Source organism: Streptomyces sp. NPDC041135 (assembly GCF_055592085.1).
In genome coordinates, this window is sequence record NZ_JBVIYZ010000004.1 from 180,225 (window position 1) to 204,438 (window position 24,214).

Sequence of the window (24,214 nt, forward strand, 5' to 3'; positions counted from 1 at the left end):
CCTCGGCCTGTCGGTCGTCCGACGCGTGTCAGTGGCTCACTGGGAGCGGATGACGATCGAGCCGCACACCTTGTCGGCGAACGTCTGCTTCTTGGCGTCCCACGCCGGCCACAGCCAGCCGAGGTAGCAGGCGAGGCTGTCCAGCGCGTGGGCGATACGGCGGACGAACGCCATGCCGACGCCGAGCGGCTGGCCGGTGGCCTCCTTCACCAGGCGGATGCCCAGCGCCTTCTTGCCGACCGTCTGGCCGGTGCGGCCCTCCTGGATCAGCTGCCAGATCGCCAGGCCCAGCAGGGCTATGGCGCCGATCACCGTGAGCACCGGGGTGTTCTTGCCGAAGATGATCAGGAGGTAGGGGACCAGGAACACCAGGCCGTCGACCAGCGTGCCGAGGAACCGCTGACCCCAGTTCGCGTACGGCGGCTGGGCGCCGTAGCCCGCCTGCTGCGGGTAACCCGGGTAGCCGCCGGGCTGCTGCGGGTAGCCGTAGCCCTGCTGCGGGACGCCCTGCGGGGCCTGCTGACCCTGCGGGTAGCCGTAACCCGGCTGCTGCTGCGGGTCCTGCTGGCCGTAGGGGTTGGGGGAGCCGAAACTCATGGCGGATTTCCTCCGTTGGACAATGCGGGGACGACGCGGAAGGCACGGAGGATCGTCATCTTTGAGCGGTTTGCCCCCCACCGGACCGCGGTACTGCGCCGCTCATCGTTGTGGAGACACAAGGTCTTGTCCAGCCGGATTCCTCAGGTGTTGTGCAAGTGCAACATCATGGATCATGCGCGGACATCGCGGACGCGAGCACCGACCCCTAGGTGAGCCGTGGGGCGGATCCCGGGGGCGGTCTGGGGCCACCCGGAGTGGAACCGGGGGCCCGTCATCCGCGAGGATGGGGCCATGACCGCCCAGATTCTCGATGGCAAGGCCACCGCAGCCGCGATCAAGTCCGACCTGACCGCCCGGGTGGCGGCGCTGAAGGAGAAGGGCGTCACGCCCGGCCTCGGCACGGTCCTGGTCGGGGACGACCCCGGCAGCCAGAAGTACGTCGCCGGCAAGCACCGCGACTGCGCCCAGGTCGGCATCGCCTCCATCCAGCGCGAACTGCCCGCCACCGCGACCCAGGAGGAGATCGAGGCCGTCGTCCGCGAGCTGAACGACGACCCCGCCTGCACCGGTTACATCGTCCAGCTGCCGCTGCCCAAGGGCATCGACGAGAACCGCATCCTGGAGCTGATGGACCCGGCCAAGGACGCCGACGGCCTGCACCCGATGAACCTCGGCCGTCTGGTCCTCAACGAGCCCGCCCCGCTGCCCTGCACGCCCAACGGCATCCTCACCCTGCTGCGCGCCCACGGCGTGGAGATCAAGGGCGCCGAGGTCGTGGTCGTCGGCCGCGGTGTGACCATCGGCCGCCCGATGCCGCTGCTGCTGACCCGCCGCAGTGAGAACGCCACCGTGACCCAGTGCCACACCGGCACCCGTGACCTGTCCGCCCACCTCAAGCGGGCCGACATCATCATCGCGGCGGCCGGTTCCGGCCACCTCGTCCGCCCCGAGGACGTCAAGCCGGGCGCGGCCGTGCTGGACGTCGGCGTCTCCCGCAACGCCGACGGCAAGATCGTCGGCGATGTCCACCCCGGCGTCGCCGAGGTGGCCGCCTGGATCTCCCCCAACCCCGGCGGCGTGGGCCCGATGACCCGCGCGCAGCTGCTCGTCAACGTGGTCGAGGCGGCGGAGCGCAGTGCCGGCTGAGGACCCCCGCGGCGCCGCGGAACCGACCGTCCGCGACCCGATCAGCGCCCCTGACGCCGACGGGCGGCCCCGGCGCGCCACCCGCCGCTTCCCGTTGTTCACGCGGGACACCGCGCGTCCCGAGGGCGGCGGCCGGGCGGCGTCCGGGGACGCCCCGGCGCCCGCCCGGCAGTGGCCGCTGCTGGTCGTGCTCTGCTCGGTCGCGCTGGGCCTGCTGCTGATCTCGCTCGACGTGGTCCGGGTCGGCACGCTGCTGATCGGTGCCGCGCTGCTGGCCGGCGCGGCCCTGCGCTTCGCCCTGCCCGGCGTCGGCATGCTGGCGGTGCGCTCCCGCTTCACGGACATCGTGACCTACGGCGTGCTCGGCCTGGTGATAGTCCTGCTGGCGATGATGGCCCAGCCGAAGCCGTGGCTGGAGATCCCGTTCCTGAAGGACACCCTGCACTTCACCATGAACAACTGACCCCGGCCCCCCGGCCCTTGGCCCCCGGCTCCTGGCCCCTCGGCCCCGGACCTCCAGGCCCGTTCCGCCGGTCCGCGACGACGGCCCGCCCCCTCCCCCGAGCAAGGACGGGCCGCCGCCGCACCCACGTTCCCGCGCCCCGCACCGCCTGTTCAACGCCTGGCGGTGCGCTGTGGCACGGAAGTGACCGTTCCGCCACCGTCCTCGCATCCCTCCGCGGCCGGGGTGACGTGCCCGGCCGGGTCGGCCCGGTGGACCGGGGGCGGTCCGGCGGGCCGCCGGGAACTGCGATCCTTGGGGAACGCATCTTCGCTGGTGCCCGGAACGGGGACCGGCGCAGGGCCGCGCGCGGGGGCGCGACGGAGAAGACAGCACGACCGGGGGGGAGTAGGGGGACAGCGATGCCTCGTTGGAAAGCCTTGCCGGACGAACTCGATCCGCAGATCAAGGAGTTCGCCGGCCAGCTGCGGCGGCTCGTGGACCGCAGCGGCCTGGACATCGCGGCGCTGGCCGACCGCACGGGCTACAGCAAGGGGTCGTGGGAGAGCTATCTCAACGGCAGGCTGCTCGCCCCCAAGGGCGCGATCATCGCGCTTGCCGAGGTCACCGGTACCCACCCGGTCCATCTGACGACGATGTGGGAGCTGGCCGAGCGCGCGTGGAGCCGTTCGGAGACGCGGCACGACATGACCATCGAGGCCCTCCGGATCTCCCAGGCGCGGGCCGCGCTGGGCGAGTTCGGCGGCCTGGAGACCGATCCGCAGGCGGGCCCGAAAGCCGGTCCCCAGGCCGGTCCGGGCGGTGGCCGGGCGGCTCGCCCTGACGACAGCGCGGCCGCCGCTTCCGCTGCCGCTCCCGGCGCCGTCCCGCCGTCGGCCCCGGCCCGGCCGGCCGTACCGGGCACCGGCGCGCGCGAGGAGACCGGACGCGCCACCGGCACCGCCCCGGGCACGGGGGGCAACTCCTGGAAGGTGGCCGGGTACCGCGGCCCGGCGCCCACCGGGGTCCGGCCCCCGGTGGACGGCTCCGGCCGGCCCCCGGGCGCCCCGGCCCCGTACGGCCGCCCGCCCGCGGGCGCACGCCCCGCCGGTGGCCCCGGCGTCACTGCTGTCACCCCTGTCGCCGGTGGCCCTGGTGGTCCCGTCGGCCCGACCGGCCCGGGCAGTGTGCCTGGCAAGTCTGGTAAGCGCGGCAGGCCCGGCCAGGCCGCTCCCGCCCGCCCCTCCGGACCGGGTTCCGCGGGCAAGCGGCGCCGGACGATGCTTCTCGCGGGCGTCGGCGGGGTGCTCGTCGTGATCGCGGCGGTCTTCGTCCTGACCGGGGGCGGCAAGGGCGACGGGAACGCCGCCAAGTCGCCCTCCCCGTCGCCGAGCAGCAAGCCCAAGCTGCCCGCCGGTGTGAAGTGCAGCGGCGCGTCCTGCACCGGCAAGGACGCCGAGAGCACGGGGTGCAGCGACGGCGACCTGGTCACCACGGCCCGGACGGCCACGGTCGGCGCGGTCACCCTGGAGGTCCGCTACAGCAGGACCTGCGCCGCCGCCTGGGGGCGGATCACCGGGGCGGCGCAGGGCGACAGCGTCGAGGTGAGCGTCGGCAAGGTCAGGCAGACCGGCGACATCACGGCCGTCGGCGACCCGATCGCGTACACCCCGATGGTGGCGGTGAGGAGCGCGGCGGAGGCCAGGGCCTGCGCGACGCTGGCCTCCGGGCAGACCGGCTGCACGAACTGACCACCGCCCCCTGGCCGAAAGCGACCCCGGTCAGGGAGGGACCAGGCAGCGGCGGATGCGCCGGACGGGGCGGACGAGGCGCACGCGTCGGGCGCGACGGAGACGTGCATACCCGTGCGGATTCCGGGCAGTCGCAAGGTACCCCCCCCCACGGGAGTCCGGAACCGGAACCCCGCCAGGCGGCCGCCGTGTCCCACCCCCCCCGGGACCGGCGGCCGCCCTCCGTATGCGGGACGCGCCGCGCACGGCGGCGTCTTCCGCGCGGGTGACGGTGACTTGTGGGCTGGGCCACACGCACCCGGACGTCGGGCGTCCCGCGGGCGCGATAGCCTGACCGCTGGATCTCTCTTGATACCAAGAGATCGATCATTTGTACGTCCCACCAGGGGCAGGGACGCCCCACCGCCAGCTGTCATACGGAGAACGCCATGACCCGCACTCCCGTGAACGTCACCGTCACCGGCGCGGCCGGCCAGATCGGTTACGCCCTGCTCTTCCGCATCGCCTCCGGCCAGCTGCTCGGCGCGGACGTGCCGGTCAAGCTGCGCCTGCTGGAGATCACCCCGGCGCTCAAGGCCGCCGAGGGCACCGCCATGGAGCTGGACGACTGCGCGTTCCCGCTGCTCCAGGGCATCGACATCACGGACGACCCGAACGTCGCGTTCGACGGCGCCAACGTCGCCCTCCTCGTGGGCGCCCGCCCGCGCACCAAGGGCATGGAGCGCGGTGACCTCCTGGAGGCCAACGGCGGCATCTTCAAGCCGCAGGGCAAGGCCATCAACGACCACGCCGCGGACGACATCAAGGTCCTCGTCGTCGGCAACCCGGCCAACACCAACGCCCTGATCGCCCAGGCCGCCGCCCCGGACGTACCGGCCGAGCGATTCACCGCGATGACCCGCCTGGACCACAACCGCGCGCTGACCCAGCTCGCGAAGAAGACGGGCTCGACGGTCGCCGACATCAAGCGGCTGACCATCTGGGGCAACCACTCCGCCACCCAGTACCCCGACATCTTCCACGCCACGGTCGCCGGCAAGAACGCCGCCGAGGTCGTCAGCGACGAGAAGTGGCTGGCCGAGGACTTCATCCCGACCGTCGCCAAGCGCGGCGCCGCGATCATCGAGGCCCGTGGCGCGTCCTCCGCCGCCTCCGCCGCCAACGCCGCCATCGACCACGTGTACACGTGGGTCAACGGCACCGCCGAGGGCGACTGGACCTCCATGGGCATCCCGTCGGACGGCTCCTACGGCGTCCCGGAGGGCCTGATCTCCTCCTTCCCGGTCACCACCAAGGACGGCTCGTACGAGATCGTCCAGGGCCTGGACATCAACGAGTTCTCCCGCGCCCGCATCGACGCCTCCGTCCAGGAGCTGGCGGAGGAGCGCGAGGCGGTCCGCGGTCTCGGCCTCCTCTGAGCGACCGTCGCCCCGGGATCCGCGACCAGCGACCCGGGTAGCCGTACCACGGCCTCGGGCCCCCTTCCGGTTCTCCGCCGGAAGGGGGCCCGCGCCCGTATCTCGTCCCTACGGCCGCGCGACCCGGGCCGGGCGGGACGGCTTCCGGGTGCGGCCGGGCGGGGCGGTGCCCGGCCCGGGGCGGCCGCCGTACCCGGCGACGACCAACGCCGTCGCCGCCAGCACGAGCAGGGCCGCCGTGCGCAGGGCCGGGCCCAAGCCGGCGGCGAGGCCGGGGTGGGCGGACAGGACCGTACCGGTGACCGCGACACCCAGGGCCGCGCCGATCTCCCGTGCGGTGGTGCCCAGGCCCGAGCCGAGGCCCGCCTGGTGCGGCGGGAGCGAGGTGACCACGCCGAGGGTCAGGGCGGGCATCGCCAGTCCGGTGCCGGCCGAGATGACCAGCAGCCAGCAGGCGTACCCCGCGTACGGCGTGCCGGCGCCGGCGGTGGACGCGCCGAGCAGGCCGGTGCCGATCAGGGTGAGCCCGGTCCCGACGACCGGCCGCGGGCGGTCGGCCCAGCGGGCGGCGAACCGGGGGACCAGCGCCATACCGACCGTCAGCGGCATGATCGCGACGCCGGTCAGGGCCGCGCCGAAGCCCTTGACGCCTTGCAGGTACTGCGAGTTGACGTAGAAGAGGGAGAACAGGCCGAAGAAGCCGGTGGCCGTGCCCAGGGTGGCGGAGCGCAGCCGGGCCGAGGCGAAGACGCGCGGGTCGAACAGCGGCGCCGGGGAGCGCAGGGCGTGCGCCGTGAAGGCGGCGGCCAGCACCGCGCCCGCCGCGAAGGCGCCGAGGATGCCGGCCGAGGTCCAGCCGTGGGCCGGGCCCTCGATGATGCCGGACAGCACCGCGACCAGGGCGCCCGTGAGCAGCACGGTGCCGAGCGGGTCGGGGTTGCCGCGGGCGGCGCGCTCCGTGCGCGGGGTGGTGACGGCGACCGCCGCGGCGAGCAGCGCGGCGAGCGGGACCATCACCGCGAACAGGGCGCGCCAGGACAGGTACTGGCCGGCCAGGCCGCCGCCGAGGTTGCCCGCGGCGCCGCCGAGACCGATCGCCAGGGTCCAGGCGGCCATGGCGCGGGCCCGCCGCTGCGGCGCGGACAGGTGCAGCAGGATCGACATGGTGGCCGGGGTGATCAGCGCGGCGCCCGCGCCCGACAGCCCGCGGCCCGCGATCAGCAGGGCCGGGCCGGTGGCGAGCGCGCTGGTGGCGGCGCCCGCCGCGAACACGCCGAGCCCCGCGAGCAGGGCGCCCTTGCGGCCGTGGCGGTCACCGAGGGCGCCGGCCGGGACGAGCAGGCCGGCGAAGGCGATGACGTAGGCGTCGACGGTCCACAGCACCTCGCTGGACGAGAGGTGCAGGGACGACGCGGCCAGCTGCGGTATCAGCAGGTTGACGGCGGCGACCATGCTCTGGGCGACCAGGACGCAGGCGCACAGCACGAGCAGGGTGGAACGTCTCACGGCAGGCGGGGGCACGGCTCCTCCAGGGAGCGGAAGGGTTGAAAGGGGGACCGACGCCACCGTAGGCGCGCCCCCGGACCCACATCCAGTGCAACGTTGGTAAGGAGTCATTGCACGCCACGCAACCGTGATGGGACGACCGCGCGTCCGTGCCACCGCTCCCGGTCGCGCCCCGGTTGCGCCCCCTTTCGCCCGCGACGTCCGTGACCCGGGCCACTCCGGGACACGGATCGCGCATGGGGTCCTCCGCGCCCGGGCAGGCGGCCACGGTCCTCGGACGACGCACGTGTGTGACGCACGGGAGCTGCACAGGAACGGAAGGCGACACCGGAAACATGGCGGAGAGAACCGAACGACAGGCCCGGGCCACCATCCACGCCGCGGGGGAGTGGCTGGACGCGGTCTCCGGGGCCACGCGGGAGATCCTCGACCCCGCCGACGCCCGGCCGTTCGCCGTGGTCGCGGAGGGCGACGAGAAGGACGCCGAGCGCGCGGTGGCCGCGGCCCGCCGCGCCTTCGACACCGGCGACTGGCCACGCACCCCGGCCGCCGAACGCGCCGCGCTGCTGCGCCGGGTCGCCGGTCTGCTCATGCGCGACCGGGAGGAACTCGGCCTGCTGGAGAGCCGGGACGCGGGCAAGACCGCCGAGGAGGGCCGCGTCGACATCGACTGCGTCGCCGACGCCTTCCGGTACTTCGCCGACCTGGTCGCCGCCGAGGCCCCCGGCCGGGTCGTCGACGCCGGCTCACCCGACGTGCACAGCGTCGTCGTGCACGAGCCGGTCGGCGTCTGCGCCCTGATCACGCCCTGGAACTACCCCCTGCTGCAAGCCAGCTGGAAGATCGCCCCGGCGCTCGCGGCGGGCAACACCTTCGTGGTGAAGCCCAGCGAGATCACCCCGATGACGACGATCGCGCTGATCGGACTGCTCACCGAGGCGGGGCTCCCGGCGGGCGTGGCCAACCTGGTCACCGGCCCCGGCCACACGGTCGGCGCCCGGCTCGCCGAGCACCCCGACGTCGACCTGGTCTCCTTCACCGGCGGCCTGGCAAGCGGCACCAAGGTCGCCCATGCGGCGGCCCCCACCGTCAAGAAGGTCGCCCTCGAACTCGGCGGCAAGAACCCCAACGTGGTCTTCGCCGACGCCTGCGCCACCGACGAGGGCTTCGACACGGCCGTCGACCAGGCCCTCAACGCCGCCTTCATCCACAGCGGCCAGGTCTGCTCGGCGGGCGCCCGGCTCATCGTCGAGGAACCGGTACGCGAACGCTTCGTCGCCGAACTCGCCCGCCGCGCCCGGCTGATCAGGCTCGGCCGCGGCACCGAGGACGGCGTCGAGTGCGGCCCGCTGGTCTCGGCCGGGCAGCGCGAGAAGGTCGAGGCGTACGTGGCGTCCGCACTGGCCGAGGGCGCGGTGCTGCGCGCCGGCGGCAAGCGGCCGGAACCGAGCGGGGTCCGCCCGGAGTCCGGCTACTTCTACGAGCCGACCGTCCTGGACGGCTGTCACCGCGAGATGCGGGTCGTCCGGGAGGAGGTCTTCGGGCCGGTGCTGACCGTGGAGACCTTCCGCACGGAGGACGAGGCGGTCTTCCTCGCCAACGACACCGAGTACGGCCTGGCCGGCGGCGTCTGGACCGCGGACGCCGGGCGGGCCCGCAGGGTCGCGGGCCGGCTGCGCCACGGCACCGTGTGGATCAACGACTTCCACCCCTACCTGCCCCAGGCGGAGTGGGGCGGCTTCGGCCGCAGCGGCACGGGCCGCGAGCTGGGGCCCGCCGGGCTCGCCGAGTACCGCGAGACCAAGCACATCTACCAGAACCTCGCCCCCAAGCCGGTGCGCTGGTTCGCCGGCTGAGCCTCCGCCCGGCCGGCGCCCGGCGCCGGCCGGCGGCTCACCCCGCCGTTCGCGCAGACGGGTTCCGCGCACGCGGTTGCGCCCGCCCGGGGCAGCGTGCGTGAGGCCGCGGCCCACCCGGGCCTCACGCACGCACGGCCCGCCCGGGCACGTGTCACGACCGCACGGCTCGGGCCGCGCGGCCGGGGCCGCCCAGGTCCGGGAGCGGGGCCCCACACTCCCCGCTCCCGGACTCCGTACGACCTCCCACCCCCCAGGAGTAACCACCCGATGCCCGATCACACACACGACTTCGACTACGTCGTCATCGGCGGCGGCACCGCGGGCTGCGTCATCGCCTCCCGTCTGAGCGAGGACCCGGACGTCACCGTCGCCGTCATCGAGGGCGGCCCCAGCGACGTCGGCCGCGACGACGTCCTCACCCTGCGCCGCTGGATGGGCCTGCTGGGCGGGGAGCTGGACTACGACTACCCGACCACCGAGCAGCCCCGCGGCAACTCCCGCATCCGGCACAGCCGGGCCCGGGTCCTCGGCGGCTGCTCCTCGCACAACACCCTGATCTCCTTCAAGCCGCTCCCGTCCGACTGGGACGAGTGGGAGCGCGGCGGCGCCGAGGGCTGGGGCGCCGGGGCCATGGAGCCCTACTTCGGGCGGCTGCGGAACAACATCGTCACCGTCGACGAGAAGGACCGCAACGCCATCGCCCGCGACTTCGTCGACGCCGCGGAGTCGGCCCTCGGGGTGCCCCGCGTCGAGGGCTTCAACCGGCGGCCGTTCACCGAGGGCGCCGGCTTCTTCGACCTCGCCTACCACCCGGAGGACAACAAGCGCTCCTCCGCCTCGGTGGCGTACCTGCACCCGGTGTTCGACGAGCGCCCCAACCTCCGCCTGTACCTGGAGACCTGGGCGTACCGCCTGGAGCTGGACGGCACCCGTGCCACGGGCGTCCGGGTGCGCACCGGGGACGGCGCGGAACTGCTGGTCAGGGCCCGCGAGGAGGTCGTGCTGTGCGCCGGCGCCGTGGACTCCCCGCGGCTGCTGCTGCACTCGGGCATCGGCCCGCGCCGCGACCTGGAGGCGCTCGGCATCCCCGTCGTCCACGACCTGCCCGGCGTCGGCGAGAACCTGCTGGACCACCCCGAGTCGGTGGTCGTCTGGGAGACGCACGGCCCGATCCCGGAGAACTCGGCGATGGACTCCGACGCCGGCCTGTTCGTGCGCCGCGACCCCGGGGAGCCCGGCCCGGACCTGATGTTCCACTTCTACCAGATCCCGTTCACCGACAACCCCGAGCGCCTGGGCTACGAACGGCCCGCCCACGGCGTCTCGATGACCCCGAACATCCCCAAGCCGCGCAGCCGCGGCCGGCTCTACCTGACCAGCGCCGACCCGTCCGTGAAGCCCGCCCTGGACTTCCGGTACTTCACCGACGAGGACGACTACGACGCGCGGACCCTGGTCGACGGCATCCGCCTCGCCCGCGAGGTCGCCCGCACCGAACCGCTGGCGGGCTGGCTCAAGCGCGAGGTCTGCCCGGGCCCGCAGGTCACCGGCGACGCCGAGCTGAGCGAGTACGCCCGCAGGGCCGCGCACACCGTGTACCACCCGGCCGGCACCTGCCGGATGGGCGCCGCCGACGATCCGCTCGCCGTGGTCGACCCGCGGCTCAGGGTCCGCGGTCTCGACGGCATACGCATCGCCGACGCCTCCGTCTTCCCGACCATGACCGCCGTGAACCCGATGATCGGGGTGCTCATGGTCGGGGAGAAGGCCGTCGACCTGATCGCAGGAGACGCCCGATGACACTTACGGTCCCCACCCGCAAACCTCCCGCCCCCGCCGCCGGCGACAACCCCGTCTTCTCGGTCGACGGGCTGTGGAAGGTCTTCGGCCCGAAGGCCGGCCGCGTCCCGGCCGACCCGGAACTCGGCGCGCTCAGCCCCGCCGACCTGCGCTCGCGCACCGGCTGCACGGCCGCCGTCCGGGACGTCTCCTTCGACGTCCGCAAGGGCGAGGTGTTCGTCGTCATGGGCCTGTCCGGCTCCGGCAAGTCCACCCTGGTGCGCTGTCTGACCCGGCTCGTCGAGCCCACCGCCGGCACCATCGCCATCGACGGCGAGGACGTCCGCTCCATGGACCGCACCCGGCTGCGCCAGCTGCGCCGCCACCGCGCCGCCATGGTCTTCCAGCACTTCGGCCTGCTCCCGCACCGCACCGTCCTCGACAACGTGGCCTACGGCCTGGAGATCCAGGGCGTCGGCAGGTCCGAGCGGCGCGAGCGGGCCGCCGAGGTGGTCGCCAAGGTCGGCCTGGAGGGCATGGAGAAGCGCCGGCCCGGCCAGCTCTCCGGCGGTCAGCGCCAGCGCGTCGGACTCGCCCGCGCACTCGCCGTCGATCCGGAGGTGCTGCTGTTCGACGAGCCGTTCAGCGCCCTCGACCCGCTGATCCGGCGCGACATGCAGGACGAGGTGGCCCGGCTGCACCGCGAGGAGGGCCGCACCATGGTCTTCATCACCCACGACCTCGCCGAGGCCCTGCGGCTCGGCGACCGCATCGCCCTGATGCGCGACGGCCGCGTGGTCCAGCTCGGCACCCCCGAGCAGATAGTCAACTCCCCGGCCGACGACTACGTCCGCGCGTTCGTCCGGGACGTCCCGCGCGAGCAGGTCGTCACCTGCCGCACCGCGATGCGGCCCGCCGCCCCCGGCGAGGCCGGCGAGGGCCCCGCCGTCACCCCGGACGCCACCGTCGCCCAGGCCATCGAGGCGGTGGCCCGCACCGGCTCCCCCGCCCGGGTGATGGAACGGGGCCGCTGCCTGGGAGTGGTCGACCACGAGCGGCTGCTCGCGGTCGTGGCCGGCACACAGCGGCCCGAGGGGGCCGCGTGACGGCCACCGCCCCCACCGCGTCCCCCGCCCGCCCCGCGCTCCCCGGCCCGCTGCGCCGGCCCGCCGTGGCCAAGCTGCTCGCGCTGGCCGCCGTCGCCGCGGTGCTGGTGCCGCTGGCCGACGGCCGCTGGGGCAGCGGCAGCTGGCCGCACCCGCTCACCGTCGACCTGACCAGCCCCCTGGCGAGCGCCGGCGACTGGATCGTCGACCACCGCGACAGCCACCCGCTGTTCCTCTACTTCTTCGGCTACATCAGCAACGCCGTCGTGCTGTGCGTACGCGGCGTCTACCTGACACTGCTCGCGGCGGGCTGGGCCGGCGTCACCGCCTTCGGCGCCCTGGCCGCCTGGCGGTACGGCGGCCCGCGCCTCGCGCTCGGCACCGCCCTCGCCCTGCTGACCTGCGGCGTCCTCGGCATGTGGGTGCCCACTACGCAGACCCTGGCGCTGATGGCCGTCGCCGTCCTCGCCTCGGTGGCCGCCGGTGTGCTGCTCGGCCTCGGCGCAGGGCTCTCCGACCGGCTCGACCGCGCCCTGCGGCCGGTCCTGGACACCATGCAGGTGCTCCCGGCGTTCGCCTACCTGCTGCCCGTGGTGCTGGTCTTCGGCATCGGCGTGCCCGCCGCCGTCCTCGCCACCGTCGTGTACGCCGCCCCGCCGATGGCCCGCCTCACCTCGCTGGGCCTGCGCGGGGCCGACCCGGAGGTCCTGGAGGCCGTCGACTCGCTCGGCGCCACCGCCCGCCAGCGGCTGCTCACCGCCCGCCTCCCGCTGGCCCGCAGGGAACTCCTGCTCGGCCTGAACCAGACGATCATGATGGCGCTGTCCATGGCCGTCATCGCCTCGGTCATCGGCGCCGGCGGCCTCGGCGACCGCGTCTACCAGGCGCTGGCCTCCGTCGACGTGGGCGCGGCCCTCGCCGCCGGCATCCCGATCGTGCTGCTCGCGGTCGTCCTGGACCGCGTCACCGCGGCCGCCGGCCGGGCGGCCGGGGACGCGACCGGGACGGCCGGCCGGACCGTCGGCTGGCCGTACGCGCTCGCCGTGACCGCGGCCGTCGCCCTGGCCGGCCGCCTCCTCGGCCGCCTCGACTGGCCCGCCGGCTGGAGCGCGGACATCGCCCAGCCCGTCGACCGGGCCGTCGACTGGATGACCGGCCACCTCTACTCCGGCGTCCCGGTCGTCGGCGGCACCGCGGACTGGGCGGGACACTTCACCACCTGGGTCCTCGACCCCGTCCGCGCCGGGCTGCTGTGGCTGCCCTGGTGGTCGGTGCTGCTCGTGGTGGCCGCCCTGGCCTGGCTGATCGGCACCTGGCGCACCGCCCTGACGGCCGTCCTCGCGATGGCCGCGACCGGTGTCCTCGGCGTGTGGGAGCCGTCCCTCGACACCCTCTCGCAGGTGCTCGCCGCGGTCGCCGTCACCCTCGTCACCGGCTTCGCGACCGGGATCGCAGCGGCCCGCAGCGACCGCGTCGACCGCGTGCTGCGCCCCGTCCTGGACGTCTTCCAGACCATGCCGCAGTTCGTGTACCTGATCCCGGTCGTCGCCCTGTTCGGCGTCGGCCGCGCCCCCGCCGTCGCCGCCGCCGTCGTCTACGCCCTCCCGGCCGTCGTCCGCATCACCGCGCAAGGGCTGCGTCAGGTCGACCCGGCCGCGCTGGAGTCGGCGCGCTCGCTCGGCGCCACCGGCCGCCAGCAGCTGTGGCAGGTCCAGCTGCCGCTGGCCCGCCGCTCGCTGCTGCTCGCCGTCAACCAGGGCGTGGTCCTGGTCCTCGCCGTCGTGATCATCGGCGGCCTGGTCGGCGGCGGCGCCCTCGGCTACGACGTCGCCTTCGGCCTCGCCCAGGGCGACCTGGCGACCGGGCTGGTGGCCGGCGCGGCCATCGTCTGCCTGGGCCTGATGCTCGACCGGGTGACCCAGCCGACCGCACGCCGTACGGCGAAGGGAGCGTGACATGCGACTGCGTACCACCGCCGTGGCGGGCTCACTGGTGCTGCTGACCGGCTGCGGCGCCGCCGACATGACCAAGCAGGCCAGCCCGTTCGCGAACGCCCGGGGCGCGAGGACGGTCACCCTGTCCGTGCAGTCCTGGGTCGGCGCCCAGTCGAACGTGGCCGTCGCCCAGTACCTGCTGGAGCACAAGCTCGGCTACCGCGTCGACACCGTCCAGGTCGACGAGGTCCCGGCCTGGGACGCGCTCAGCCAGGGCCGCGTCGACGCGCTGCTGGAGGACTGGGGTCACCCCGACCAGGAGAAGCGCTACGTCCACGACAAGAAGACGATCCGCTACGCCGGCGACCTCGGGGTGAACGGGCACATCGGCTGGTTCGTGCCCACCTACCTCGCCCGGCGGCACCCGGACATCACCGACTGGCGGAACCTCGACCGCTACGCCTCCCTGTTCCGCACCGCGGAGAGCGGCGGCAAGGGCCAGCTGATGGACGGCTCCCCGTCCTACGTCACCAACGACAAGGCGCTGGTGACCAACCTGAAACTGGACTACCAGGTCGTCTTCGCAGGGTCCGAGGCCGCGCAGATCACCCAGATGAAGCAGTTCGCCAAGGAGAGGAAGCCCTTCCTCACCTACTGGTACTCGCCCCAGTGGCTGTTCAGGAAGGTGCCCATGACGGAGGTGAGGCTGCCGCCGCACAGGGAGGGCTGCGACGCGGACGCGGCGAAGGTGGCCTGCGGCTACCCGCACACCCCGCTGCGGAAGTTCCTCAACGCCGGCTTCGCGAGGTCCGGCGGCGCGGCCGCCCGGTTCCTGAAGCGGTTCCGATGGAGCACCGAGGACCAGAACGCGGTCTCCCTGATGATCGCCGACCAGAAGCTGACCCCCCAGGAGGCGGCGAAGAAGTGGGTGGACAGCCACCCCGCCGTGTGGAAGGAGTGGCTGTCCTGACCGTCAGCCCAGACCGGCCGCGATCTCCCGCAGCGCCTGCGCGGCACGCCGCTGGAGGCCCGGTCCGAAGGTGATCCGGGTGGCCCCGAGCCCGCCGAGCGCGGCGGGTGAGGGGCCGTTGCCGTCCAGCCGGGCCAGCATGTTCAGCGGGCCCTCGATCCCGGCCCGCAGCAGCGGCAGCACCGTGACCGGGGCGAGGATCGGGTACACGCAGTCGGCGCCCGCGGCCCGGTACAGCGCGGCCCGCTCGATGGCCCGCTCCGGGTCGCCGTCGCCGTGCGCGAAGGTGTCGACGCGGGCGTTGACGAACAGCGCGCCGGCGGCGGCCGAGCGCACGTCGGCGAGGAACTCGGCGTGCGCGTGCGGGTCCTTGAGGACGCCGCCCGCGGAGTCCTCGAGGTTGCAGCCCACCGCGCCGGCCTCCAGAAGCCGCTCCACCAGCTCCTTCGGCGCCAGCCCGTACCCGTCCTCGACGTCCGCCGACACCGGCACGTCCACCGCCCGGGCGATCCGGGCCACGGCCGCGAACATCTCCCCGGCCGGGACCGCCCCGTCCGCGTGGCCGAGGGAGGCGGCGACGCCCGCGCTCGGGGTGGCCAGCGCCGGGAACCCGGCCTCGGCGAACACCCGCGCACTGGCCGCGTCCCAGGGCCCGGGCAGCACCAGGGGGTCACCCTGCGCGCGGGTGAGGTGCAGTGCGCGGAACGCGTCCACGGCGCTCATGGCCGGCGGCTCCCCGGTGCGGTACGGCTCACTTGTGCCGCCCCGGCTGGTAGTGGCCCGGGACCATGCGGGTGGCCACGCCGAACCGGTTCCAGGCGTTGATCACCGTGATCGCGGCGATCAGCCGGGACAGCTCGGCCTCCTCGAAGTGCGCGGCGGCCCGCTCGTACACCTCGTCGGGGACGAAGCCGTCGGTCAGCACGGTGATCGCCTCGGTCAGCTCGATCGCCGCCAGCTCCTTCTCCGTGTAGAAGTGCCGCGACTCCTCCCACGCGCTGAGCTGCACGATCCGCTCCACGCTCTCCCCGGCGGCGAGCGCGTCCTTGGTGTGCATGTCCAGGCAGAAGGCGCAGTGGTTGAGCTGCGACGCGCGGATCTTCACCAGCTCGTACAGCGCGGGGTCCAGGCCCTGCCTGGCGGCGCCGTCCAGGCGGACCATCGCCTTGTAGACGTCGGGGGCGTGCTCCGCCCAGCGCAGCCGGGGGGCGTGCTCGGGGGCGTACCCGGCCTTCCCGGCGGTCCGGGCGTGCTCGGTGCCCTCGGTGTGTTCCGTGACTTCCTGTGCAGTACTCATGCTTCGACCCTAGGAGCCGGGAAGCCCAGCGGTATGGTCCATTTCCATGGCGAATCCTTGGGCCACTCTCGGCGTCGACCTGCACCTGGAACCGGCCGGCTCCAGCGGGCTGCGGCGCGGCCTGACCGACGCGCTGCGCGACGCCGTGCGCACCGGCCGGCTCGCCCCCGGCACCCGGCTCCCGTCCTCCCGCAGCCTCGCCGCCGACCTGGGCATCGCCCGCAACACCGTCGCCGAGGCCTACGCCGACCTGGTGGCCGAGGGCTGGCTGACCGCCCGCCAGGGCTCCGGGACCCGGGTCGCGGACCGGGCCGTGGCTCCGCAGGCCGACGCCGCACCCCGGCGCCGGGTGCCCGGCGGCCCCGTCCACAGCCTCGTCCCCGGCACCCCCGACCTCGCCGCCTTCCCGCGCGCCGAGTGGCTCAAGGCCGCCCGCCGCGCCCTGGCCACCGCCCCCTTCGACGCCCTCGGCTACGGCGACCCGCGCGGCCGCCCCGAACTGCGCACCGCCCTCGCCGGCTACCTCGCCCGCGCCCGCGGCGTCCGCACCGACCCGGACCGCGTCCTGGTCACCGCCGGCTTCTCGCACGCCCTGCGCATCCTGGGCGCCGTGCTGCGGGCCCGCGGGGTGCGGGCGGTCGCCGTCGAGTCGTACGGGCTCGACGAGCACCGGCAGCTGCTGCGGGACGCGGGGCTGGCGACCCCCGCGCTGCCCTACGACGAGCTGGGCACGGACACCGGGCCGCTCGGCGACGCCGGGGCGGTGCTGCTGACCCCGGCCCACCAGTTCCCGATGGGCGTGCCGCTGCACCCCGACCGGCGGGCCGCCGTGGTCGACTGGGCGCGGCGCACCGGCGGGCTGGTCCTGGAGGACGACTACGACGGCGAGTTCCGCTACGACCGCCAGCCGGTCGGCGCCCTCCAGGGCCTCGACCCCGAGCGGGTCGTGCACCTCGGCACCGCCAGCAAGTCCCTCGCCCCCGGTCTGCGGCTGGGCTGGACGGCGCTGCCCTCGTCCTTGGCCGAGGAGGCGGCCGCGGCCAAGGGGAGCACCGACACGGTCGGGGTGCTGGACCAGCTCACCCTGGCCGAGTTCCTGGTGTCGGGCGCCTACGACCGGCACGTCCGCTCCGCCCGGCTGCGCTACCGGCGGCGCCGTGACGCGCTCACCGCCGCCGTCGCCGAGCGCGCCCCCGACGTCCGCGTCACCGGCATCGCCGCCGGGCTGCACGCCGTGCTGCGGCTGCCGCCGGGCACCGAGCAGTCGGTGGTGCAGGCCGCTGCCTGGCAGGGCCTCGCGCTGCACGGCCTGGCCTGGCACCGGCACGAACAGGCGGTCGCCGAACCGCTGGACGCCCTGGTCGTCGGCTACGGCACCCCGCCGGACAGCGCGTGGGCAGGCGCCCTGGAGGCGCTGTGCCGGGTGCTGCCGTGAGCGGCCGGGGCACGGGCTGCCCGCCTCAGCGCTCCGCGGATGCCTGCGCCGGTGTGGCGACCGGCGCGTCCGCCGCGGGTGCCTCGCCGAAGCGGGCCAGGACCAGCGCGCCCGCCACCGCCACCGCGAAGCCCAGGACCGCCAGCCAGGCCAGGCCCTCCCGGGTGCGGTCGCCGAGCCAGACCACGCCCACGAGCGCCGGGCCGATGGTCTCCCCGATCACCATCCCGGCGGTCGCCGTCGTCACCGAGCCGCGGTGCAGGGCCGAGGTCAGCAGCAGGAAGGCCGCCACGCCGCCGATCAGCAGGGCGTACGCCGCCGGGTCGGTGACCAGGCCGGCCGGGCGGAGCGAGTCGATCAGCCGTACCGCCACCTCGACCACGCCGAACCCGAACCCCGCGCCCAGACCGAGCAGCAGCGCCCGACCCCGCCCGGGCAGCCGCCCGCCGGCCGCGCCCAGCAGCAGCACCCCGGCGGCCGTCGCCAGCGTCACGTACCCGAGGGCGGCCGGACCCTCCCGGTCGCCCTCCGCGCCGGACGCCGGCCCCAGCATGGCCAGCCCCGCGCACACCACCGCCACCGCGGCCCACTCCGTCCCGCTCAGCCGCACCCGCAGCAGCCGGGCCGCGACCACCGCCGTCACCGCGAGGCTGGCGGCGAGGGCCGCGCCGACCGCGTAGATCGGCAGCGACCGCAGCGCCGCGATCTGGAGCAGGAAGCCCAGCCCGTCCAGCGCCAGCCCGGCGAGGTAGCGCCACTGCCGCAGCGCCCGCAGCAGCAGCGCGGCGTCCCCGCCGCCCCCGGCGTCCACCGACCGCGCGGCCATGGCCTGCAGCACCGTCGCCGTACCGAAGCAGACCGCCGCGCCCAGGGCGCACACCATCCCGAAGAGCACAGGGCGACTGTAGGGCAGCCGAAGATCACACGGCCGCCGCACGCCCGCCCCGGCCCGGTCGGCGGGTCCCGGTCAGGGCGCCCCGGCGGGCACGCTCTAAGCTGACAGGACAGCGACAAGACGTCAGCGATTCGGACGTCAGCGACGAGACGGCCTCGACGGGGGAGAGACGAGACATGGCGCGCGCACGCCGGCACCTGCGGTCCACGACGGTCGTCCTCGGGGGCGTGGGCCTCCTCGCGACCGCGCTCACCGCCTGTTCCTCGGACCCCGACAAGCGCTGCGTCGACCGCGACAGCTACCGCCTCGGCAAGGGCTACAAGGTCGTCTCCGACAAGAACTGCGCCTCCGGGTCCGCCGGTCACGGCACCTGGTACTACGGGGGGAACAAGAAGTCCGGCTGGGTCGGCGACGGCTCCTTCACCAAGCCCGGCAAGGGCTCGGGCGGCCACGGCGGCGTGCACCGCGGCGGTTTCGGCGGCGGCAAGGGCGGCTCCGGCGGCTGACCGGGAACCCCATGGAACGCCGGACGATCACCCCCCGCCCGCACTGGCAGCGGACCGTCGAGGAGCAGGGCCTCGTCTACCCGCTCACCCGCCACCCCGACGGCCGTCTGCGCCCCTACTGGGACGAGAGCGCGTACTACGTCTTCACCCTCGACGAGGTCGAGGCCCTGGAGGAGACCGTCGAGGAGCTGCACGCCATGTGCCTCGCGGCGGCCGCCCACATCGTCGAGGCCGGCCGGCTGGCCGACTTCGGCATCACCGATCCGCGCGTCGCCCGCGCCGTCACCGAGGCCTGGCACCGCCGCGCCGAACTCCCCTCCCTCTACGGACGCTTCGACCTCCGCTACGACGGCACCGGCCCGGCGAAGCTGCTGGAGTACAACGCCGACACCCCGACCTCCCTGGTGGAGGCGGCCAGTCCGCAGTGGTTCTGGATGCGGGACCGCTTCCCCGGCGCCGACCAGTGGAACTCCCTGCACGAGCGGCTCGTCGCCGCCTGGCGCCGGCAGGCCGGGCTGCTGCCGCCCGGCGGCCCGCTGTACTTCGCGCACTCCTCGGCCGACGAACTCGGCGAGGACCTGATGACGGTCGCCTACCTGAAGGAGACCGCCGAGCAGGCCGGCCTGGACACCGACTGGATCTCCATGGAGGAGATCGGCTGGGACACCCTCACCGGGCGCTTCGTCGACACCGAGCTGCGCTTCATCCGCAGCGTCTTCAAGCTGTACCCCTGGGAGTGGCTGACCACCGACCCCTTCGCCGGCCACGTCCTGGACACCCTGGACAACGGCGGCGGCACCGGCAGCACCCTGTGGATCGAGCCCGCCTGGAAGATGCTGCTGAGCAACAAGGCCCTGCTGGCCGTCCTGTGGGAGCTGTACCCCGGCCACCCCAGCCTGCTCCCGGCCCACCTCGACGGGCCCCGCGAGCTGGCCGCCGGAGCCGGTTACGTCGCCAAGCCGCTGCTGGGCCGGGAGGGCGAGGGCGTCACCCTGCACCCGCCCGGCGCCGGCGCCGCGCCGCCGAGGACGGAGGCCTGCTGCTACCAGGAGCTGGCCCCGCTGCCCGCCTTCGACGGCAACCACGTCGTCCTCGGCGCCTGGGTCGTGGACGGCGAGTCCGCCGGCCTCGGCATCCGTGAGTCCGCGGGTTTCGTCACCGACGAGTACGCCCGCTTCCTGCCTCACGTGATCCTCTAGCCGCCGACAGCCGCCGACAGCCGCGAACGGCCGCCGAGGGGACCGGACAGTGGGGTGCCCCTTTCCCACCCCCTAACCTCGTCCGCCCCGTGGACGCGGCCGCCCCGCGGCCCGGTCCGGCGGGTAGGCTGATCAACGGGCCGTGACTGGCGCGCTGGGATGGGACCGACCATCGGGGAGCGGCCTTGCGACAGCGAGTGCCGTGCGCCTGGGCCGAACCGTGAACCGTGCACCGCAGAGCCACGCCATCCGGAGGCCGACCGACATGCCAGAGCAGCGTTCCCTCTCCACCGAGTCCACCGCCTTCCGCTCCGCCCTCGACGTGATCCGCGCCGTCGAGCCGCGGGTCGCCGACGCCATCGGCCAGGAGGTCGCCGACCAGCGCGAGATGCTCAAGCTGATCGCCTCCGAGAACTACGCCTCCCCGGCCACCCTGCTGGCCATGGGCAACTGGTTCAGCGACAAGTACGCCGAGGGCACCGTCGGCCGCCGCTTCTACGCCGGCTGCCGCAACGTCGACACCGTCGAGGCGCTCGCCGCCGAGCACGCCCGCGAACTGTTCGGCGCCCGCCACGCCTACGTCCAGCCGCACTCCGGCATCGACGCCAACCTCGTCGCCTTCTGGGCCGTCCTCGCCGACCGCGTCGAGGCGCCCTTCCTGGCGAAGACCGGCGTCCGCCAGATCAACGACCTGACCGACGCCGACTGGGCCGAGCTGCGCCAGGCCTTCGGCAACCAGCGCATGCTCGGCATGTCCCTGGATGCCGGCGGCCACCTCACCCACGGCTTCCGCCCGAACATCTCCGGCAAGATGTTCGACCAGCGCTCCTACGGCACCGACCCGGCCACCGGCCTGATCGACTACGACGCCCTGCGCGCCCAGGCCCGCGAGTTCAAGCCCCTGATCATCGTCGCCGGCTACTCGGCCTACCCGCGCCTGGTGAACTTCCGCGTCATGCGGGAGATCGCCGACGAGGTCGGCGCCACCCTCATGGTGGACATGGCGCACTTCGCCGGTCTGGTCGCCGGCAAGGTCCTCACCGGCGACTTCGACCCGGTCCCGCACGCCCAGATCGTCACCACCACCACCCACAAGTCGCTGCGGGGCCCGCGCGGCGGCATGGTCCTGTGCGACGACTCCCTTAAGGACCAGGTCGACCGGGGCTGCCCGATGGTCCTCGGCGGCCCGCTGCCGCACGTGATGGCCGCCAAGGCCGTCGCCCTGGCCGAGGCCCGCCGGCCCGCGTTCCAGGACTACGCCCAGCGCATCGTGGACAACGCCCGCGCGCTCGCCGAGGGCCTGATCCGCCGCGGCGCCACCCTGGTCACCGGCGGCACCGACAACCACCTCAACCTGATCGACGTCGCCTCCTCCTACGGCCTCACCGGCCGCCAGGCCGAGCAGGCCCTGCTCGACTCCGGCATCGTCACCAACCGCAACGCGATCCCGGCCGACCCCAACGGCGCCTGGTACACCTCCGGCATCCGCGTCGGCACCCCGGCGCTGACCACGCGGGGTCTGGGCACCGCCGAGATGGACGAGGTCGCGGGCCTGATCGACCGCGTGCTGACCGCCACCGAGCCGGGCACCACCAAGTCGGGCGCCCCCTCCAAGGCCGCGCACGTCCTGGACCCGAAGGTCTCGGAGGAGATCTCCCAGCGGGCGACGGACCTGGTCGCGGGCTTCCCGCTGTACCCGGAGATCGACCTCGGCTGAGACGCCCCGAGCGCAGTGGACGACCGCGCGCCCGGCCACGACGGGCGCGCGGTTCCCCACGCACGGACCCCCCGTACTCTCTGCGACAATGAAAAGCATGGCCTCAGCTGACCGTCCCCGTGTGCTCTCCGGAATCCAGCCCACCGCGGGCTCGTTCCACCTCGGCAACTACCTCGGCGCCGTCCGCCAGTGGGTCGCCCTGCAGGAGACCCACGACGCGTTCTACAGCGTCGTCGACCTGCACGCGATCACGGTCCCGCAGGACCCCGCGGAGCTGCGCGCCAACACCCGGCTGGCCGCCGCCCAGCTGCTCGCGGCCGGGCTCGACCCGGACCGGTGCACGCTGTTCGTGCAGAGCCACGTCGCCGAACACGCCCAGCTGGCCTGGCTGATGAACTGCCTCACCGGCTTCGGCGAGGCGAGCCGCATGACCCAGTTCAAGGACAAGGCCGCCAAGCAGGGCGCCGACCGCGCCTCCGTGGGCCTGTTCACCTACCCGGTCCTCCAGGTCGCCGACATCCTGCTGTACCAGGCCAACGAGGTCCCGGTGGGCGAGGACCAGCGCCAGCACGTCGAGCTGACCCGCGACCTCGCCGAGCGCTTCAACGGCCGCTTCGGCGAGACCTTCACCGTCCCGGAGCCGCACATCCTGCGGGAGACGGCGAAGATCTACGACCTCCAGGACCCGTCGAGCAAGATGAGCAAGTCGGCGTCCACGCCGAAGGGCCTCATCAACCTCCTCGACGAGCCCAAGGTCACGGCGAAGAAGGTCCGCAGCGCCGTCACGGACACCGGCACTGTGATCCGCTACGACGCCGTGGACAAGCCCGGCGTGAGCAATCTGCTCACCATCTACTCGACGCTCACCGGGACCGGTGTCACCGAGCTGGAGGCCAGGTACGAGGGCAAGGGCTACGGCGCGCTCAAGACCGACCTCGCCGACGTGGTGGTCGAGTTCGTGACGCCCTTCCGGGAGCGCACCCAGCAGTACCTGGACGACACCGAGACGCTGGACTCGATCCTCGCCAAGGGCGCGGAGAAGGCGCGCGCGGTCGCCGCGGAGACGCTCGCGCAGGCCTACGACCGCATGGGCTTCCTGCCCGCCAAGCACTGACGGCCGCGCGGGCCGGCGGCCCGCGGGCGCACGACCGCACACGCGTACTACCGGCTCGTGGGCGGAGCGCTGCACATCACTTCTGCTGCGCCTGCCCACGGGACTGCCGTGGCCGTACAGTCGATAGCCGGACGGCCGGGCAAACGGCCGGGAAGAACACAGACGCGACGACAGGAGACGACGTGGGGACCGTAACGATCGGCGTGTCGATCGCGGTCCCGGAGCCTCACGGCAGCCTGCTCCAGGAGCTGCGCGCGGGCTTCGGCGACGCCGCGGCTCACGGTATCCCCACCCACGTCACGCTGCTGCCGCCGACCGAGGTCGACGCGGCCGACCTGCCGGCCGTCGAGGAGCACCTCACCCGGGTCGCCGCGGCCGGCCGCCCCTTCCCGATGCGGCTGTCCGGCACCGGCACCTTCCGCCCGCTCTCGCCGGTCGTCTACGTCCAGGTGGTCCGCGGCGCCGAGTCCTGCGCCCGGCTCCAGCAGCGCATCCGCGACGCCTCCGGGCCCGTGGCGCGCGAGCTGCACTTCCCGTACCACCCGCACGTCACGGTCGCCCACGGCATCGACGACGCGGCGATGGACCGCGCCTTCGAGGAACTGGCCGGCTTCGAGGCGCGGTGGCCGTGCACCGGCTTCGCGCTGTACGAGCAGGGCCCCGACGGCGTCTGGCGCAAGCTGCGCGAGTACGCCTTCGGCGGCGGCCCCGTGGTGCCCCAGCAGGCGACGCCCGCGGACCGGGGCACGATCCCCAGCCGTTAGAGCGGCAGGCGGCGGAACAGGGGCCGCGGGGTGTGGCGCAGCGCCGCCATCACCAGGCGCAGCGCGCCCGGCACCCACACCGTCTCCGAGCGGCGGCGCAGGCCGAGTTCGACCGCCGTGGCCACCGCCTCGGGCGTGGTGGCGAGCGGGGCCTCGGGCAGGCCGGCCGTCATCCGGGAGCGCACGAACCCGGGGCGTACGACCATGACGTGCACACCGGTGCCGTGGAGGGCGTCCCCCAGGCCCTGCGCGAAGGTGTCCAGGCCGGCCTTGCTGGAGCCGTAGATGAAGTTGGCGCGCCGGGCCCGCTCACCGGCGACCGAGGAGAGCACCACCAGGGAGCCGTGTCCCTGGGTCTGGAGCGCGCGGGCGCTGACGAGCCCCGCGGACACCGCGCCGGTGTAGTTGGTCTGGGCGACGCGCACCGCGTTCACCGGCTCCCGCTCGTCGGTCGCCTGGTCGCCGAGGATGCCGAAGGCGAGCAGCACCAGGTCGATGTCCCCTTCGGCGAACACCTTGCCGAGGGCGCTCTCGTGGGACTCGGGGTCGAGGGCGTCGAATCCGACGGTGCGCACGTCCGCCCCGAGGGCGCGCAGCTGTCCGGCGGCCTCCTCCAGCGCCGGGGAGGGTCGGCCCGCGAGCCAGACGGTGCGGGTGCGGCGTGCGATCAGCCGGCGGGCGGTGGCCAGCGCGATCTCGGACGTGCCGCCGAGCACGAGCAGGGACTGGGGGAGGCCGAAGGCGTCCTTCACGACAACTCCTGGGGTCGGTGGGAT

The 24,214-nt window shown here is 74.3% G+C and carries 21 protein-coding genes and 1 riboswitch; of the genes, 15 read left to right on the plus strand and 6 right to left on the minus strand.

The features are described from left to right. Window positions 1-36 precede the first annotated feature (36 nt). Window positions 37-597, minus strand: a complete 561-nt coding sequence (locus tag ACZ6CZ_RS11925; protein WP_469018304.1) for an RDD family protein — start codon at window positions 595-597, stop codon at window positions 37-39. Between the two features lie 294 nt (window positions 598-891). Between ACZ6CZ_RS11925 and ACZ6CZ_RS11930 the strand changes: the two genes are divergently transcribed. The 4 genes from ACZ6CZ_RS11930 to ACZ6CZ_RS11945 all read left to right on the plus strand — a co-directional run bounded on the left by ACZ6CZ_RS11930 (window position 892) and on the right by ACZ6CZ_RS11945 (window position 5,357). Next, window positions 892-1,746 carry a bifunctional methylenetetrahydrofolate dehydrogenase/methenyltetrahydrofolate cyclohydrolase gene (locus tag ACZ6CZ_RS11930; protein WP_469018306.1) on the plus strand — a complete coding sequence of 285 codons (855 nt, stop codon included), beginning with the start codon at window positions 892-894 and terminating at the stop codon, window positions 1,744-1,746. Further along, window positions 1,736-2,209, plus strand: coding sequence for a DUF3017 domain-containing protein (locus ACZ6CZ_RS11935; protein ID WP_469018309.1), 474 nt, complete (start codon window positions 1,736-1,738; stop codon window positions 2,207-2,209). The genes ACZ6CZ_RS11930 and ACZ6CZ_RS11935 overlap by 11 nt, the downstream gene beginning before the upstream one ends. A gap of 401 nt (window positions 2,210-2,610) precedes the next feature. Continuing rightward, on the plus strand, window positions 2,611-3,939 hold the full coding sequence (locus tag ACZ6CZ_RS11940; protein WP_469018312.1) for a helix-turn-helix domain-containing protein: 1,329 nt from the start codon (window positions 2,611-2,613) through the stop codon (window positions 3,937-3,939). A 428-nt stretch (window positions 3,940-4,367) separates the two neighbouring features. Beyond that, on the plus strand, window positions 4,368-5,357 hold the full coding sequence (locus ACZ6CZ_RS11945) for a malate dehydrogenase (protein ID WP_469018315.1): 990 nt from the start codon (window positions 4,368-4,370) through the stop codon (window positions 5,355-5,357). A 108-nt stretch (window positions 5,358-5,465) separates the two neighbouring features. Here the strand turns inward: ACZ6CZ_RS11945 and ACZ6CZ_RS11950 are convergent, their stop codons facing one another. Further along, on the minus strand, window positions 5,466-6,878 hold the full coding sequence (locus ACZ6CZ_RS11950; protein WP_469018318.1) for an MFS transporter: 1,413 nt from the start codon (window positions 6,876-6,878) through the stop codon (window positions 5,466-5,468). A gap of 320 nt (window positions 6,879-7,198) precedes the next feature. On the opposite strand from ACZ6CZ_RS11950, the gene ACZ6CZ_RS11955 reads away from it, so the two are divergent. The 5 genes from ACZ6CZ_RS11955 to ACZ6CZ_RS11975 all read left to right on the plus strand — a co-directional run bounded on the left by ACZ6CZ_RS11955 (window position 7,199) and on the right by ACZ6CZ_RS11975 (window position 14,511). After that, window positions 7,199-8,719 (plus strand): aldehyde dehydrogenase family protein, encoded by a 1,521-nt coding sequence (locus ACZ6CZ_RS11955; protein ID WP_469018321.1) that lies wholly within the window; start codon window positions 7,199-7,201, stop codon window positions 8,717-8,719. 270 nt (window positions 8,720-8,989) lie between these two features. Next, window positions 8,990-10,522, plus strand: a complete 1,533-nt coding sequence (locus ACZ6CZ_RS11960) for a GMC family oxidoreductase (protein WP_469018324.1) — start codon at window positions 8,990-8,992, stop codon at window positions 10,520-10,522. Next, entirely contained in the window at window positions 10,519-11,607 is a 1,089-nt protein-coding gene (locus tag ACZ6CZ_RS11965) for a quaternary amine ABC transporter ATP-binding protein (protein WP_469018327.1), read from the plus strand. The genes ACZ6CZ_RS11960 and ACZ6CZ_RS11965 overlap by 4 nt, the downstream gene beginning before the upstream one ends. Next, window positions 11,604-13,562: an ABC transporter permease gene (locus tag ACZ6CZ_RS11970; RefSeq protein WP_469018330.1), complete on the plus strand. Its 1,959-nt coding sequence runs from the start codon at window positions 11,604-11,606 to the stop codon at window positions 13,560-13,562. Before ACZ6CZ_RS11965 ends, ACZ6CZ_RS11970 begins: the two co-directional genes overlap by 4 nt. A gap of 1 nt (window position 13,563) precedes the next feature. After that, window positions 13,564-14,511, plus strand: coding sequence for an ABC transporter substrate-binding protein (locus tag ACZ6CZ_RS11975; protein WP_469018333.1), 948 nt, complete (start codon window positions 13,564-13,566; stop codon window positions 14,509-14,511). A 3-nt stretch (window positions 14,512-14,514) separates the two neighbouring features. On the opposite strand, the gene ACZ6CZ_RS11980 is transcribed toward ACZ6CZ_RS11975, so the two are convergent. After that, window positions 14,515-15,234 carry an isocitrate lyase/PEP mutase family protein gene (locus ACZ6CZ_RS11980; protein ID WP_469018335.1) on the minus strand — a complete coding sequence of 240 codons (720 nt, stop codon included), beginning with the start codon at window positions 15,232-15,234 and terminating at the stop codon, window positions 14,515-14,517. A 28-nt stretch (window positions 15,235-15,262) separates the two neighbouring features. After that, window positions 15,263-15,808 carry a carboxymuconolactone decarboxylase family protein gene (locus ACZ6CZ_RS11985; RefSeq protein WP_469018337.1) on the minus strand — a complete coding sequence of 182 codons (546 nt, stop codon included), beginning with the start codon at window positions 15,806-15,808 and terminating at the stop codon, window positions 15,263-15,265. A 46-nt stretch (window positions 15,809-15,854) separates the two neighbouring features. Here ACZ6CZ_RS11985 and pdxR point away from each other — a divergent pair, with 46 nt between their 5' ends. Next, window positions 15,855-17,243, plus strand: coding sequence for a MocR-like pyridoxine biosynthesis transcription factor PdxR (gene pdxR, locus ACZ6CZ_RS11990; RefSeq protein ID WP_469018340.1), 1,389 nt, complete (start codon window positions 15,855-15,857; stop codon window positions 17,241-17,243). 25 nt (window positions 17,244-17,268) lie between these two features. On the opposite strand, the gene ACZ6CZ_RS11995 is transcribed toward pdxR, so the two are convergent. Then, the gene (locus ACZ6CZ_RS11995) at window positions 17,269-18,126 is read right to left on the minus strand and encodes a DMT family protein (protein WP_469019087.1); all 858 of its coding nucleotides are present in this window, start codon (window positions 18,124-18,126) and stop codon (window positions 17,269-17,271) included. Window positions 18,127-18,314: 188 nt separating this feature from the next. Here ACZ6CZ_RS11995 and ACZ6CZ_RS12000 point away from each other — a divergent pair, with 188 nt between their 5' ends. From ACZ6CZ_RS12000 to ACZ6CZ_RS12020, 5 genes are all read left to right on the plus strand, one after another. Further along, window positions 18,315-18,644 carry a hypothetical protein gene (locus ACZ6CZ_RS12000; RefSeq protein WP_469018343.1) on the plus strand — a complete coding sequence of 110 codons (330 nt, stop codon included), beginning with the start codon at window positions 18,315-18,317 and terminating at the stop codon, window positions 18,642-18,644. Between the two features lie 11 nt (window positions 18,645-18,655). Next, window positions 18,656-19,843, plus strand: coding sequence for a glutathionylspermidine synthase family protein (locus ACZ6CZ_RS12005; protein ID WP_469018346.1), 1,188 nt, complete (start codon window positions 18,656-18,658; stop codon window positions 19,841-19,843). A gap of 132 nt (window positions 19,844-19,975) precedes the next feature. Beyond that, a riboswitch (ZMP/ZTP riboswitch) is annotated at window positions 19,976-20,064 on the plus strand. A 44-nt stretch (window positions 20,065-20,108) separates the two neighbouring features. Next, window positions 20,109-21,560, plus strand: a complete 1,452-nt coding sequence (locus ACZ6CZ_RS12010) for a glycine hydroxymethyltransferase (protein ID WP_469018349.1) — start codon at window positions 20,109-20,111, stop codon at window positions 21,558-21,560. An 88-nt stretch (window positions 21,561-21,648) separates the two neighbouring features. Beyond that, the gene (gene trpS / locus ACZ6CZ_RS12015) at window positions 21,649-22,674 is read left to right on the plus strand and encodes a tryptophan--tRNA ligase (protein WP_469018351.1); all 1,026 of its coding nucleotides are present in this window, start codon (window positions 21,649-21,651) and stop codon (window positions 22,672-22,674) included. Window positions 22,675-22,856: 182 nt separating this feature from the next. Then, window positions 22,857-23,438 carry a 2'-5' RNA ligase family protein gene (locus ACZ6CZ_RS12020; RefSeq protein ID WP_469018354.1) on the plus strand — a complete coding sequence of 194 codons (582 nt, stop codon included), beginning with the start codon at window positions 22,857-22,859 and terminating at the stop codon, window positions 23,436-23,438. Here the strand turns inward: ACZ6CZ_RS12020 and ACZ6CZ_RS12025 are convergent. Next, window positions 23,435-24,190 carry a decaprenylphospho-beta-D-erythro-pentofuranosid-2-ulose 2-reductase gene (locus tag ACZ6CZ_RS12025; RefSeq protein ID WP_469018357.1) on the minus strand — a complete coding sequence of 252 codons (756 nt, stop codon included), beginning with the start codon at window positions 24,188-24,190 and terminating at the stop codon, window positions 23,435-23,437. The genes ACZ6CZ_RS12020 and ACZ6CZ_RS12025 overlap by 4 nt on opposite strands. Between the last annotated feature and the right edge of the window lie 24 nt (window positions 24,191-24,214).